Origin of the sequence: Aphanizomenon sp. UHCC 0183, assembly GCF_009712065.1 — a bacterium.
GTDB classification, from domain to species: Bacteria; Cyanobacteriota; Cyanobacteriia; order Cyanobacteriales; family Nostocaceae; genus Dolichospermum; species Dolichospermum heterosporum.
The window spans coordinates 97,334-111,380 of the sequence record NZ_VILC01000018.1 but is presented as its reverse complement, the minus strand read 5'-3'; the positions used below and the strand labels follow the sequence as shown (position 1 = coordinate 111,380).

Sequence of the window (14,047 nt, the reverse complement as noted above, 5' to 3'; positions counted from 1 at the left end):
AAGCCTCCAGTTCGGGTCAGTGCATCTGGGATTTCATTATATTCACTAAAAACTTGTCAAACATCCTCTTAAAGATAGGTTGATTATCCATTAAGGGAACACCAAAAAATAAATTACCCAATTTCGTGGGATGGGCATCCTGCCCGTCCTTGATGATTAGCGGGCTTTTCGTCCCGCACCACAAGAAATTTTTGGGTATTTTTTTAATTGGAAGTCCCTAAGTAGGTGAACACAATAAAACCAAACTGTGTAAAGAAACGTAAAATCGCTGAAAACGTCTTTACTCTTGCCTATTGCCTATTGCCTATTACCTATTGCCTATTACCTCTTGCCTTGCTAAGTAATGGGACAGAATTAATTACACAATTGATTTTTCTGTTCCCTGTTCCCTGTTCCCTGTTCCCTGTTCCCTGTTCCCTGTTCCCTTTTCCCTGCCTTCACAGGCAACTTATTCAGCAAACCCTACTTAGGAGAATTTCAATGTATAATTTTACAATTTCTGTTATATTAGCGATCGCTTCTTCAAAAGTATCTCCTTGAGAAAGACAGCCCTGAAAAAAAGGACAAAAAGCATGATCATTTCCATTTTTCTCCTTTGCGAGAATGACGGTGTAATCGTAAACTTCTTGACCTTGTACCTACTGTTAATTAACCCTTGCGCCTAATCAATGTTTGCTGCCTCGAATCAACTGCTATGGTCTATGATAGGCTTGCTCCTCACAATGGGTGGTACTTTCCTGGAAGCTTATGGTGTTACCTCACCTTGGAACTGGAGTCAGCACGGAATTCAAACCCTTTCACTAGGTGTCAGCTATCAAATTGGTGCAGTCCTACTGGTAGGCTGTTTAGGAGGTCGAAATGCTGGTGCGCTCTCGCAAATTGCCTATTTAGTCATGGGATTAACCTTATTGCCTGTATTTGCCGAAGGAGGCGGTATCGGTTATGTTAAACTATCTCAGTTTGGCTATTTACTGGGATTTATTCCCGGAGCTTGGATTTGTGGATATTTAGCCTTTAAAGCTCGACCTCGGCTAGAAACTCTAGCTTTTAGTTGTCTTTGTGGCTTATTCACCGTTCACATCTGCGGTATTGCTTATTTAATCATCAGTTATATCTTACCCTGGAGAGGAACAGACAATCTATCACTGATTCAAGCTATTCTTAAATACTCCTGCTTTGCACTGCCAGGACAACTAGTGGTTGTTTGTGCCGTTACCATAGTAGCTTATGTGCTACGACACATAATGTTTTATTAGTCATTGGTCATTGGTCATTGGTCAGTAGCAAGAAAAAACGGCGTTGGTGAATTGGGGTATGAAAGTCGAAAATTCCATCTCTCAAACTCTTACTCTCTGCGCCTGGAGCGTCTCTGCGTGAAATAAAATCATACTTTTACTCAGCAACGCCGAAAAAACAACTGACACCCGACAAATTTATCATGCGTATAAAAAATCGCTTCTTCTGGATTGCCGCTCTGATAGCATTTCTATTAGACCAACTGACAAAATACTGGGTAGTGAAGACCTTTAACCCAGGACAAACACTACCACTGTTAAGCGGGATATTTCATTTTACCTATGTGACTAATACAGGTGCAGCCTTTAGTTTATTAAGTGGCAAAGTAGAATGGTTACGCTGGCTATCTTTGGGTGTTAGTTTAGTATTGATAACCATTGCATTAACTGGACCATTGTTAAGTTTTTGGGAGCAAATGGGTTATGGTTTGATTTTAGGGGGAGCAATGGGCAATGGTATTGATAGATTTATACTAGGGTATGTCATTGACTTTCTTGATTTTCGGTTAATTAATTTTGCCGTGTTTAATATGGCTGATTCTTTTATTAGTATTGGTATAGTCTGCTTGTTAATTGCCTCATGGAAAAAAACACCAAGTAATTAAAAAATTTAATTCTTCTTTTGGAAATTCCCCTACTTTCCCGTTAATTTTTAACTTTTAACTTGCAATTGTTTATGAGTTTTCCCCAACCTCCTCAAAAGCCAAAAACTATAATTGGTCAAGTAACTCAAGCGGTCAGCACCATTCATGCTAGAGTCAACTTTTCCATGAAGCTCAAACCCAATGCGAAAGTACCAAAACTATTGGTCCATGATGCCGGCGGGAACCAAGAAGAAGAATATGATTTATTAGGCGATCGCTATATACTAGGACGGAGTTCAAAATCCTCTGATATCGTCGTCCGTAACCCACTTGTCAGCACAGTTCACCTCTCATTATCGCGGGACTCCACCCAAAACACCCCCGTTTTCACAATCAAAGATGAAAACTCCACCAACGGTATTTATCTTGGCAAAAGGCGGATAAATACCCTAGAACTGCGTCATGGTGATGTTATTAACTTAGGCCCACAGGATCTAGCTGATGCTGTGAGTATTCAATACATAGACCCACCAGCTTGGTATGTCAAAGCTGCCACCTGGACAGCTTATGGAGTCGGTGGTGTCACAGCTTTAATTGCCCTAGCCATAGGTGCAGAATGGCTGAAATTTTCCGTTAGACCCCTACCTACAGCCACTCGCGCCCCTGTCGTTGTCTATGCCCGTGATGGCTCAACCCCACTCCGTGAACCCCGCAATATCGCCCACGTAGACCTGAAACAATTATCAGACTTTGGACCATATTTAGCTGCTGCGGTCGTAGCCTCCGAAGATAGTCGTTACTATTGGCACTTTGGGGTAGACCCATTGGGTGTATTACGAGCCTTACTTATCAACAGTCGTAGCGGTGACGTTCAACAGGGAGCAAGTACAGTTACCCAACAAGTAGCTCGAAGTTTATTCCGGGAATATGTAGGCAGTCAAGACTCTTTAGGACGGAAAGTTAAAGAAGCCGTCGTCTCCCTCAAACTAGAAACCTTTTACAGCAAAGACGATATTTTACTAACCTACTTAAATCGCGTATTTTTAGGTGCAGACACCTCCGGCTTTGAAGATGCAGCCAAATATTATTTTAACAAATCCGCCAAAGAATTAACCCTAGCAGAAGCAGCCACCTTAGTAGGGATTTTACCCGCCCCCAATGCCTTCGATTTTTGTGGCAGTGGTCGGCGGAAACTCGGTGCAGCCGACTACCGCAATCGAGTCATTAAACGACTGCTAGAAATGGGCAAAATTACCCAAGAAGAAGCCAACCGCGCTCGCCGTTCTACCGTTCAAGTTAGCCCCAAAGTTTGCGAAAGGCAAGCCAAAACCATTGCCCCCTATTTCTATGATTACGTCTTTCAAGAACTCACATCAAGGCTAGGTCCAGCAGCAGCTAGAGAGGGTAACTATATCATCGAAACCCAACTTGATCCAACTATCCAAGCCAAAGCCGAAGCAGAGTTAAAAAATTCCGTCACCAAAGCCGGCTCGAATTTTGGCTTTTCTCAAGGGGGAATGGTGACTCTCGACTCAAAAACCGGGAGTATTATAGCTATGGTAGGCGGGACTGATTACAAAAAAAGCCAGTTTAATCGCACTGTTCAAGCCCAACGACAACCGGGTTCTACCTTTAAAATTTTTGCCTACGCTGCGGCTATAGAAAAAGGGTTTTCGACCTACAAAAGTTATTCTTGCAGTCCTTTAACTTGGCAAGGTTTTACCTATAAACCCTGTCGGGCTGGTGCTGGTGGTAGTTTAGACATAGCCACTGGTTTGGCAATGTCGGAAAACCCCATTGCTTTGCGGGTAGCCAAGGAAATTGGTTTGAATAAAGTGGTAGATATGGCGCAGCGGTTGGGTGTTAAATCCAATCTTGAGGAAGTACCCGGTTTGGTATTAGGTCAAAGTGTGGTTAATGTGTTAGAAATGACTGGCGCATTTGGGGCGATTGGTAATCGTGGAGTCTGGAATCCCCCCCATGCTATTAGTAAAATTCGTGACAGTAGTGATTGCAAGGATCTTAAAGATTTTGAAACCTGTCGGGTGATTTACTCCTTCGATACAGATCCAAATGGTTCTAAACAAGTGCTAAAAACAGCAGTTGCCAATCAAATGACTACTATGATGCGAGGAGTAATTACTAGTGGTACAGGTCGTAGCGCAGCTATTGGTTTAGGCGAAGCAGGTAAAACCGGAACTACAAATAATAATGTTGACCTCTGGTTTATTGGTTTTATTCCTAGTCGTCAACTTGTCACCGGCATTTGGCTAGGAAATGATAATAATTCACCTACCTCCGGCAGCAGCGCCCAAGCGGCACAACTTTGGGGTAGTTATATGGGTAAAATTACTAAATAGAGTTTGTTAAAAAAGTCTTTGCGTTAGGGTTAGAAGTCGGGGTGAAGAATTATCTTTTGTGCATAAGCACTTATGCTTTTAATTAAATAAACGTGGGTTCGACCAATAATTTTTAACCCCTCTGGTGAACCTCTCCCTAACCCTCTTCTAAGGGACTTCCAAGAAATAAATTATCCTGATTAACGAACCACAGAGGCGCAGAGGACACAGAGGAATAAGGGTTTGAGAGATTTTTGCGTTAGGTGGTTGAGTATTTTTTTATTTGGAAGTCCCTAAGAGGATGTTTGAAAAGTGGTATCCCGTAATTTTCATCACATTGTTACCCCCTTTCCCCTTTACAAGGCTACGGTGTACACACAAGTTATCGAATCACCATTATTCCTCAAATTAAGTAGTGAGACAGAATTAATTACACAATGTCATTGCGTAAGCGTTGCGTGGCGTTAGCCATATGGAACGAAGTGAAATGAAGCAATCGCCAGGGTTGTGATTGCTTCCCTTCGCTCGCAATGACTGTAAATATTTTTGTCCAATTACTTACCCCACCCTAACCCTCCCCGATGCTTTGGGGAGGGAACTAATTTTTCCTTAATCCCCCCTTTATAAGGGGGGTAATTTAACTTGTGTGTACACGATAGCCTTTATAAGTGGAGGGTTAGGGAGGGGTAAAATATTCGATACAGCAATCATGACTTTTCAAACACCTTCTAAGTAGGTTGGCGTTGAAAATTGTCGTTATGGCAAGGCAAAAGGCAAGAGGCAAGAGGCAAGAGGCAAGAGTGAAGAGGGTTTGGGCAATTTTACGTTTCTTTACACAGTTTGGTTTTATTGTGTTCACCTACTTAAGAGGAGAGGAATAACATTTAATATTGGAGAGGCTTAAAAACCTGATTTTAAAATTCTAATAAGAGGTTAAAATACCCCTTTCGTGTCGCGGAGGGGTTGGGGTGAGGTTCATCGAACTCACGTTAAATAAAATCTAGCTTAGATATAATTAGGAGTAAATAGTATAACCAGTTGCCAAAGAAGTATAGGAAAAGCTAGAAACTGAGAGACGAAAGAGGGAAGTTGAAGCAGCCAGCCATATTAGCACAACTGAGATAACAAGCAGCACGGATAGAGAAACAAAGCGTACCCTATTAAAATTTATGGTTCTACCGCTCCCCTTGTGATTAAATATGCCTTTTAGATGTCCAAAACCATTGATGTATATAGGTTTTATCTAAATTAATAGCGATCGCCTATTTTTGAAAATATTAAAACCTAAAATCCAATCAGGGTAGGGGTTTCAGGGATATTTTACCGAAAATATCATAAAGGGAGCGGTAGAGCCAAATTTATTTGGTTTAAACATTGGTCGGATTTTTTCTCATTTATTTTCAGAGAATATGTCCCATTCAAAAAGGCAAATTCTAGTTAAAAAATATCAATTTATTCAAAGAGGAAGAGAAAGCTATTTATTAAAAAAATACAAATTTGCGTAGAATTTCAGCTAGATTGATGAGTTGAAATCAATTTTTCATGTCTAGATTTTTAAAGATTTTTACAACCCTGTCTATCTCCATGGTCGGATGATAATTATCTATCAAAAAATGATAATTTGATACAGGATTTCTACCTAAATTAAGAGAAGAGAATTTTATCTTATTTTTTTCAAAATGAGAATTGCTGTGATAATATTGTTGACTACACTAAACATTGCGAAAATACACATCCTATTCCTAATGATTCCGATGAATTAGAATAGGTAATCAGAGAGGGTAATCAATAATGAAATTCGCAGTTAAACGTTTAATTGCTTTGTTTTTAAGACCAATCAGGAGTGATGCTCAAGTTAATATGAAGAGACTGGCTGAGGTGACTAAAAGTTGTCAGCAAGATGTGTTTTCTAAAGAATACTATGAACAAATGCTATTGGATGTTGATCAGTGGGATAAAAATGATTTAGAAAAATGTATCTACTGCCGATATTATAGCTCCTTAATTTTGGATAAATTTCCTGAACTCGCTTCAACAGGAGACATATTACCTGGATATCCTGGTTATGTAGCTGTTGGACAACTAGCAAGCATCTTTACTTCTCCTGGTTACACCGGGATGCAGTTGTTAGAATGTATTATTGCTAACGATACCTCTAGTGATGTATGCTCCAATAGCAGGAGGATATCTGGAGGCACAAAATATAGGTCTAATGGTTTAATATCATCCTACTTACCTTATGTTTGCCCTTCTTGTGTTGTAGCTCATGACGAAGTATCAGGTTCACAAGAGGCAATTTTAAAAGCTTTTATCGAATGGTTTCTTAAACTTGATAAACCACAAAGGAGAGAAGTAATTTCTATTTTAGGGGATGAAGATGAAGCTATTAAATTGAGGTACTCACTAGTTAATGAATCTACAAAAGCAGTAGAAGAATATAGAAAAATACGCGCAACGACTGAGCAGCAAGAACAGGAGCAACGGAGAAGAGAATTACTTGGTAATTAGGTTTTTGTAATTTGGTAGGTTGGGTTGACACAAGAAAACGCAATAATAACCAATAACAGCGTAACCTAGAATTAATGATAATAGGTTACAACATACGAAATTTCAGATAGAATTATGACCACAAATGCAGAATATAAAGCAAGAATTACCAGCTATAACTGGGATGATTTAATCAAATTATGGTCGGAAATTGAATCAGGTAATACACCAAGTTGGGATGCCGGTAAAGCGTTAGAATATCTCGTTTTACGAGCATTTCAACTCAACAACGCCGAAGTAACCTAGCCTTATAGCGTGTATTTAGATGGAGAAGAAATAGAACAAATTGACGGAGTAGTTTATGCAGATGGCTTATCTTGTATAATAGAATGTAAAGACACAGCAAAATCTGTTTAAATTGAACCTATAGCCAAGTTAAGAAATCAACTATTACGCAGACCAGCAGCAACTATTGGGAGTATATTTAGTCGTAGTGGATTTACAGAAGCATCGGAAACCTTAGCCGGATTTGTTGCACCTCAAACTATTCTATTGTGGGGAGGAGAAGAAATTAAATATTCTTTAGAAAATGAGTGTATACGTAGAGCATTAATCAAAAAATATCGTATTTGTGTTGAACAAGGACTAGCTAATTACAACATTAAAACTGAGGTTCTATCATGACTTTATCTTATATAGTATTAGAAGGTAATAAAAACCAAGAAATCCTAGAAAAATTACTGCCTAAAAACTTAATTCAAGATGTGAAAATAGTAGTAGGTGACAGTCAGTATGAAGTAAGATCATTAGCAAGTTCCCTGATTGCTACTAGACATATTCCTGTAATATTAATTTTAGATGCTAATACAGATAACGAATCTCAAGTATTTGAAAAAAGGGATTTAGTTAATTATTTATTACGTCGTGCTGCGGCTAAAACCCCTTGTCAAGTATCTTTAGCTATTCCCGAAATAGAAATTATATTTCTCCAAAATAAACTATTAATTGAAAAAATCGCCCAACGTGAATTTAATGATTTAGAATGGCAACTAGCGCAAAGTAAACCTAAAGAATTTTTAGAGACAGTTTTAGGTAAAGAACAAACAATTAGTGAGAAAATATTTAGCAATATCAATGATGAAGAAATTAAGATATTACAACAACATTCATTAATACAAGAAATAATAGAATTTTTATCATCACTTATTCCGTCTTTTGTGGCAATTAACTAACTATATATTTGTAGGTTGGGTTGACGCAAGGAAACCCAACATCATTTTTCAGATCCCCGACTTCTAAGATTAATTATTTGTTGAATAGAAAAATCTTGAAAAGAAGTCGGGGATCTTTTGGGAAAATGGAAATGCTTATAATGTAGAAATAGTGGATTATGGATTACCATTAGGAGAAAATGTCATGGAAAACAACTTACTACATAATCCCCATGCTGGTGAAATTTTAAAATATGAATTTTTAGAAGAATTAGACATCAGCGAAAATACTTTAGCTGTTAATTTAGGTTTAACTTATCCTACTATTCAAGGAATTATTACAGGTAAACTTAAAATGACAGCAGATATAGATTTACGCCTTTGTCGCTATTTTAGACTTTCAGATGGTTATTTCTTAAGATTGCAAAATGCTTATGAAATAATGGCAGCAAAAAGAAATTTAGGAGAAACTTTAAATCAAATTATTCCTTATTCTTTACTAGGAACAGATTAACACAAAGTGCTGTATCTTCTGACCTGTTATACTGAAAACGGTTAATAGTTTAACCAAATATGAAACCCCTCTCCAAACCTCTCCCCGCAACGGGGAGAGGCTTTGAACTTGTTCTTTGTATGATAAAAAAGCCCGGCTTCTAGCCGTTTTGAGTATATAATGGCGAATAATCAAGTTAACCGCAAAGTAATGATTAAATTACAAGAATTGCAAGAACAGGTATTGGAATTACCAATCAAAGAACGCTGGACTCTTGTACAAACCTTACTAGCATCAATTCAACAAGAAACACTATCTTCTATTCCTCCTCAACCTACCCTAGAAACTTTATCTGAACTTGACCCCTGGACACAAAGCCTCATAGGTGTAATTCGCTTAGATTCAGAAAATCCAGAGGAAAGTTATATTAATTACCTAGAGGAGAAATATAGTTGAAACAGGTATTATTTGACAGCGATGTTTTGCTGGATATTTTAGCACAGCGTCAACCGTTTGTTATTGCCTCAGCACAAGCATTAAATACAGTTATGAAAAAACAGGTGCAAGGCTTTATTTCTGGACACGCTGTTACCAATATTTTCTATATTTTACGCCGTCAAATTGGTAGTGAATCAGCACGTAAATTAATAGAAAACTTATTGCAACATATTCAAATTGCCAGCGTTACAAATCAAGTAATTCACCAAGCATTGCAAAGTCCAATTAAAGATTTTGAAGATGCGGTAACAAGTGCAGCAGCAATGTCCGCAGGTTTAGAAATAATTGTCACCCGCAATAAAGCTGATTTTGTAGCTTCCTTAGTGCCGGCAATGTTGCCAGAAGAGTTCTTGAAAATGCTTTCTGAGTAAATTAGTAGTAGGTTGGGTTGACGCAAGGAAACCCAACAATAACAATATGAATACACCACCAGTAGATAGATTAGACCGGATAGAAGCGATATTAGAGCGCGTGGCAGTTCAACAGGAAACTACAGCAGTTAACCTGACGGAACTGATATATAAGGTTGATGACTTTATGGGAACTGCTACCAGTGTTTTGGGGAGAAATGCCATCCTTAACGATGTGATAGTAGGACTAAATGAAACGGTAGGAAGATTAGATACTAACCTTGCTACTCTCCAAAGCAATTTTGCAGAGAATCAAAAATCAACCAATGCTGCTTTAGAAAGACTAGAAGCAATTTTGATCAAGCTGATGGATAGTTAGGAATGCAAATTTAATAATCTGCAATTCTGATTTAAACTGGGAATGGTGCGTTACGCTGTCGCTAACACACCCTACTTTTGCAATTTATTTAATTTAGGGAATACCAAAAAATAAATTACCCAATTTTGTGGTATGGGCATCCTGCCCGTCCTTGATGATTAGCGGGCTTTTCGTCCCGCACCACAAGAAATTTTTGGGTATTCTTTTAATTGGAAGTCCCTTAATTCACATTCCTAAGTTTTTGTCGTTGACTGAACCAGGATGTTATCTAAAGTTATACTAAAAACGGCGGAGATTTGAATTTTTACAAAATAACAAAAAAGCTAGATGTGTAGGGGTAAAGCAAAAGCTTAATGGTGTCAACTTAAGCCCTGGCGAATGGAATTCACGGCTACACAAACAAAGTCCGCCTGCGCGGACTAAGGAAAAATCAAGGATTGAAACCCACGCAGGTGGGTTTTGCCTGTGTAGACGCAGTTTCTAACCGCCTGTTTTACGTTAAGTTGACACATATCAGCAGTGCTAAACCCCTACCTATAGAATCAAACGATTAAGCCGTTTAGAGTATATTCAGCAACGCCCAAAATTTAAGGATTTACAAGATTAAAAATTTTTATGAATATTAGGGTATGCCCTGCGGTTGTGGTCTTGAGTCAAAATAGCGTTACAGTGGGGCGAAAAATTACTAATGTCTTAGCTGGTGCGAAATTATACGGTTTGGTTAATCGCACTCATGATGTTGATATTAGCTTTACCAATTTTGGCGAAACTTTACGAGAATTATTCGCTGCTGGTACACCGATAATTGGTATTTGTGCGGCTGGGATTCTAATTAGAACAATTGCACCGTTGTTAACTGATAAGGGACAAGAACCGCCAGTTTTAGCTGTAGCTGAAGATGGTAGTGCTGTTGTTCCGCTTTTGGGTGGTTTAAGTGGTGTAAATGATTTAGCGCGTCAGGTGGGGTTAGGACTGAATATCAAACCAGCAATTACCACAACGGGAGATATCCGCTTTCACACTGCTTTGTTATCTCCTCCTGCTGGATATCATTTAGCTAACCCAGAACATGGGAAAAAATTTATTGCTGATTTATTAGCTGGGGGAAAAGTTAAATTACAAGGAATAGCACCTTGGTTGAGTGAGAGTAATTTACCTATTGATGAAAATGGTGAGTTAATTATTCAAATTACTGAAAATTTGGGTAATTCTGATCCTAATTGTTTAGTTTATCATCCTGGGAAAATTGCGATCGCTCTCACCAAGCCAGAACCAGATACAATCACTCAAATTCACCAAATCCTCGCAGAATCTAATTTAGCACCTGCCGCAGTGTCAGGAATATTTGCACCGCTACAACTGGCGAACAATTCCCAACTTCACTCTATAGCGACAACTTTGGGAGTTCCTACCCGCTTCCTACCCACCAATGAATTAACGGAATTGGTTTTGGCGGCTACAGGTGCAGATAGTCGAATTGTATCATCCCCATTTTCCCAGATAGCTGTTGCCATTTCCACGCAAATTATCAACCCCGACACCATTGGACAACCCCAGGGCAAATTAGCGATTATTGGTACGGGTCCTGGTGCATCTCAATGGATGTCACCCCAGGTAAAGGAAATTTTGGCATCAGCGACGGATTTAGTCGGTTATAAAACTTATATTAATTTAATTGGACATCTCGCAGATGGTAAGCGAATTCATGAATCAGATAACCGCGTGGAAGCAGAAAGGGCATATCAGGCGCTAGATTTAGCTGCATCGGGAAAATATGTAGCAGTTGTATCTTCTGGCGACCCCGGTATTTACGCAATGGCGGCGGCAGTGTTTGAGGTTCTAGAGCAATATCATAAACCAGAATGGCAAACCATTGATATTCAAGTCGCCCCTGGTATTTCGGCTATGCAAGCCGCAGCAGCCACTATTGGTGCGCCTTTGGGGCATGATTTTTGTGTGATTTCTCTCTCTGACATTTTGAAACCTTGGGAAATTATCGCTCAACGAATTACCGCTGCGGCTAAAAGTGATTTTGTCATTGCTTTCTATAATCCTGTATCAAAAGAACGCACTTGGCAACTAGCCGCCGCGAAAAAGATTTTAATGGAACACCGCAAACCTGATACCCCAGTTGTGTTGGGACGAAATTTAGGAAGAAAGGGAGAAGAAGTCCAGGTTACGACTCTAAAGGAATTAGAACCAGCATTAGCGGATATGCGAACTGTCATTATTATTGGTTCTTCCCACACTCGACAAATCCAGCAAGATCATAATATTTGGGTTTATACTTCCCGCCGATATAATTCTCAGGAATGATGTTTTTTCTATTAAACATAATATCCTTCTTCTTTCTTCCTTTCTCCTGACTCCTTTAAGATATAACTCTCTTAATTATGTCTAGTTTATATCTGAGAAAGACTTGATTTTTTTATTCTCATCATCAACAATAAAAACATCATGTTTCAGACATGATTGTAGCCAATAAAAGTGACAGAAGCCCTGATAATGTCCGCCCTTGCGGACATTTTACTTATTATAAATTATTGAAAAAATGACAATTATATATTGAAAATTCATTCAGAGGGAACAGGGAACGGGCAACAGGGAACAGGAAAAAACTCATGTTTAAAAACATGAGATTGAAATAATGACACTGTTTTTTTTCGTGCTACGCATCTTTTAAAAACATCTTTTTCTTGACTGAAGCTCTAAACTCAGCAAATGAGTGTTTCTTATCTGTTCCCAGCTAAGAATTCCCTCCTATTTCTCCATAAGGTGAGCAGTCGAACTATTTTTTTCTCAAGAAGCGGGTGGCGGGAATCGAACCCGCATGATCAGCTTGGAAGGCTGGAGTTTTACCACTAAACTACACCCGCGTGCTTCTGACTTAATTAAGATAACATGGCTTTTATAAAATTGCAAGTAGTTATGGAGAATTTATGGATTTAATTTTGAGACGAATATATAAATTGCTTAAATCTGGTTTTGATCCGTCTTGATTATAAGCAGCAAGAAAACTTTCTTGTGCAAATATCTGGTTAAGTGCTTGTTCATAAATATTTGCTTGGCTGCGGAGTGCGGCGGGTTCAATCGTGATGATTATCGCTTGTTGAAATTTTCCATTTTTATCAATTACTAAACTAGCCAGTATATTTGCTGGTTTGAGATCCTCATCGCTGGGAAGTATACTAGCCTCTAAATCTTTTTCTGTACTTCCTTTGTATTCAGCTAGAACATCTGGTAAAGCATCGGTTATGAGTTGTTTTTGTTGTATTAATTCACTAACTTCTTCTTTGAGTAGAGGACTGACGGTAGCTATAGCACCCCCTCCATTGGTGGTTGGGGACGCTTCTGGTTCTCGGTTAGGATTTACGGAAGGTTCTGCTGTGGGAGTTGGGGAATCAGTAGGAATATCTTGACGGAGGAGAGTTCCCTTTCCTAGTTTCACTTCTTGACGACGATTCCAGGGAAGTTCACTATCTGGAATTATTGGTGTTGCTTCTGGTGTTGCTTCTGGTATTGGGTTTGTGGGATAGAATTGTTGTCTAACTCGTGGTTTTTCAACTTCGGTTTTTTCAGGTTCAGGTTTTTCAACTTCAATTTTTCTAACTTCAGGCTTTTTAACTTCAATTTTTCTAACTTCAGGCTTTTTAACTTCAGGCTTTTGAGTTTTATCTTGTTCTGTTAAATGAATTTTAGAAATTATCTCACCATCATTTTGATTGTTGGGTGTAGTGGGTGGTGATTTTGGTGAAGATGAAAAAGAAGATTGCGGTTTAATCTTTGGAGTTGTTGATTGATGTTTAATTGTGGATTTTGGTTCGGAAGCAATTTCAATAATATCAATGGGAATCGAACTTTGGTTAGAGCGAGGAAACCAAGCTTGAAATTCATTAGATGAACGCATTAACCAAAATACTAACAAATGAATAGAGACAGAACCAATACATACAACAGTCCATAACCAAGGTGGATCACTATGTCGTCTCAATGGTTGAGATGTAATCGAACTATCGCTTAAATGATTATTGATCAACGTTGGCATCATGTTAATTCAAAACTTGAATATTCTAGTAGTTCGTCAAATTTATTTTGACGGGTAATGAGCGGAAAAAACTTCTGTTCTTCCCTCCCCTGCCCCCGGTGCCTCTCTTCTCCCTCTGCTTGCCTTCACCCGTCATTTTCGGGTTGACAGACTACTAGTTCTTCGGTTCTTTTTATAGAAAATCTGGGTAACTGTTCACACTCCCCCCTATCTTTAAAGAGAGATCAAGGATTTCGATAATTTTAGAGGGGGGGAGTGAATAACTACAAACCTGGTTCAAAATCATTGGCAGCCGCATTGTGTGAGCATTTCATTAAAAATATGGGGATAATTGTTTATAACCTTTGTCCCATAAGGGTTTTGTAA

General features: G+C 38.7%; 13 protein-coding genes and 1 tRNA gene. 11 read left to right on the top strand and 3 right to left on the bottom strand.

Translation table 11 applies throughout. The annotated features are described in order from the left end of the window. Nucleotides 1-452: 452 nt before the first annotated feature. A complete protein-coding gene (locus FJR37_RS08865; protein ID WP_168465821.1) occupies nt 453-605 on the bottom strand; it encodes a type II toxin-antitoxin system HicB family antitoxin in 153 nt (50 codons plus the stop codon). A gap of 63 nt (nt 606-668) precedes the next feature. Between FJR37_RS08865 and FJR37_RS08860 the strand changes: the two genes are divergently transcribed. The 11 genes from FJR37_RS08860 (at nt 669) to cobJ (ending at nt 11,952) form a co-directional block, all read left to right on the top strand. Then, nucleotides 669-1,256: a biotin transporter BioY gene (locus FJR37_RS08860; RefSeq protein WP_168465810.1), complete on the top strand. Its 588-nt coding sequence runs from the start codon at nt 669-671 to the stop codon at nt 1,254-1,256. A 182-nt stretch (nt 1,257-1,438) separates the two neighbouring features. Beyond that, a complete protein-coding gene (gene lspA / locus FJR37_RS08855; RefSeq protein WP_027400649.1) occupies nt 1,439-1,900 on the top strand; it encodes a signal peptidase II in 462 nt (153 codons plus the stop codon). A 71-nt stretch (nt 1,901-1,971) separates the two neighbouring features. Beyond that, complete coding sequence (locus FJR37_RS08850) at nt 1,972-4,239, top strand: transglycosylase domain-containing protein (protein ID WP_168465809.1); 2,268 nt, start codon at nt 1,972-1,974, stop codon at nt 4,237-4,239. Nucleotides 4,240-6,009: 1,770 nt separating this feature from the next. Beyond that, a complete protein-coding gene (locus FJR37_RS08845; protein WP_039201126.1) occupies nt 6,010-6,726 on the top strand; it encodes a hypothetical protein in 717 nt (238 codons plus the stop codon). Between the two features lie 114 nt (nt 6,727-6,840). Continuing rightward, nucleotides 6,841-7,011, top strand: coding sequence for a hypothetical protein (locus FJR37_RS26925; RefSeq protein WP_228044029.1), 171 nt, complete (start codon nt 6,841-6,843; stop codon nt 7,009-7,011). A 374-nt stretch (nt 7,012-7,385) separates the two neighbouring features. Next, nucleotides 7,386-7,937: a hypothetical protein gene (locus FJR37_RS08835; RefSeq protein ID WP_168465808.1), complete on the top strand. Its 552-nt coding sequence runs from the start codon at nt 7,386-7,388 to the stop codon at nt 7,935-7,937. Between the two features lie 184 nt (nt 7,938-8,121). Continuing rightward, nucleotides 8,122-8,430, top strand: coding sequence for a HigA family addiction module antitoxin (locus tag FJR37_RS08830; protein ID WP_168465807.1), 309 nt, complete (start codon nt 8,122-8,124; stop codon nt 8,428-8,430). A gap of 159 nt (nt 8,431-8,589) precedes the next feature. Continuing rightward, nucleotides 8,590-8,865, top strand: a complete 276-nt coding sequence (locus FJR37_RS08825) for a hypothetical protein (protein ID WP_168465806.1) — start codon at nt 8,590-8,592, stop codon at nt 8,863-8,865. After that, a complete protein-coding gene (locus tag FJR37_RS08820; RefSeq protein WP_168465805.1) occupies nt 8,862-9,278 on the top strand; it encodes a PIN domain-containing protein in 417 nt (138 codons plus the stop codon). Before FJR37_RS08825 ends, FJR37_RS08820 begins: the two co-directional genes overlap by 4 nt. A gap of 46 nt (nt 9,279-9,324) precedes the next feature. Continuing rightward, entirely contained in the window at nt 9,325-9,636 is a 312-nt protein-coding gene (locus FJR37_RS08815) for a hypothetical protein (protein WP_168465804.1), read from the top strand. 615 nt (nt 9,637-10,251) lie between these two features. Then, nucleotides 10,252-11,952 (top strand): precorrin-3B C(17)-methyltransferase, encoded by a 1,701-nt coding sequence (cobJ, locus tag FJR37_RS08810; protein ID WP_168465803.1) that lies wholly within the window; start codon nt 10,252-10,254, stop codon nt 11,950-11,952. A gap of 489 nt (nt 11,953-12,441) precedes the next feature. On the opposite strand, the gene FJR37_RS08805 is transcribed toward cobJ, so the two are convergent. Further along, a tRNA-Gly gene (locus tag FJR37_RS08805) sits at nt 12,442-12,512 on the bottom strand. A gap of 50 nt (nt 12,513-12,562) precedes the next feature. Further along, nucleotides 12,563-13,684 carry a hypothetical protein gene (locus FJR37_RS08800; RefSeq protein WP_168465802.1) on the bottom strand — a complete coding sequence of 374 codons (1,122 nt, stop codon included), beginning with the start codon at nt 13,682-13,684 and terminating at the stop codon, nt 12,563-12,565. Nucleotides 13,685-14,047: the final 363 nt, after the last annotated feature.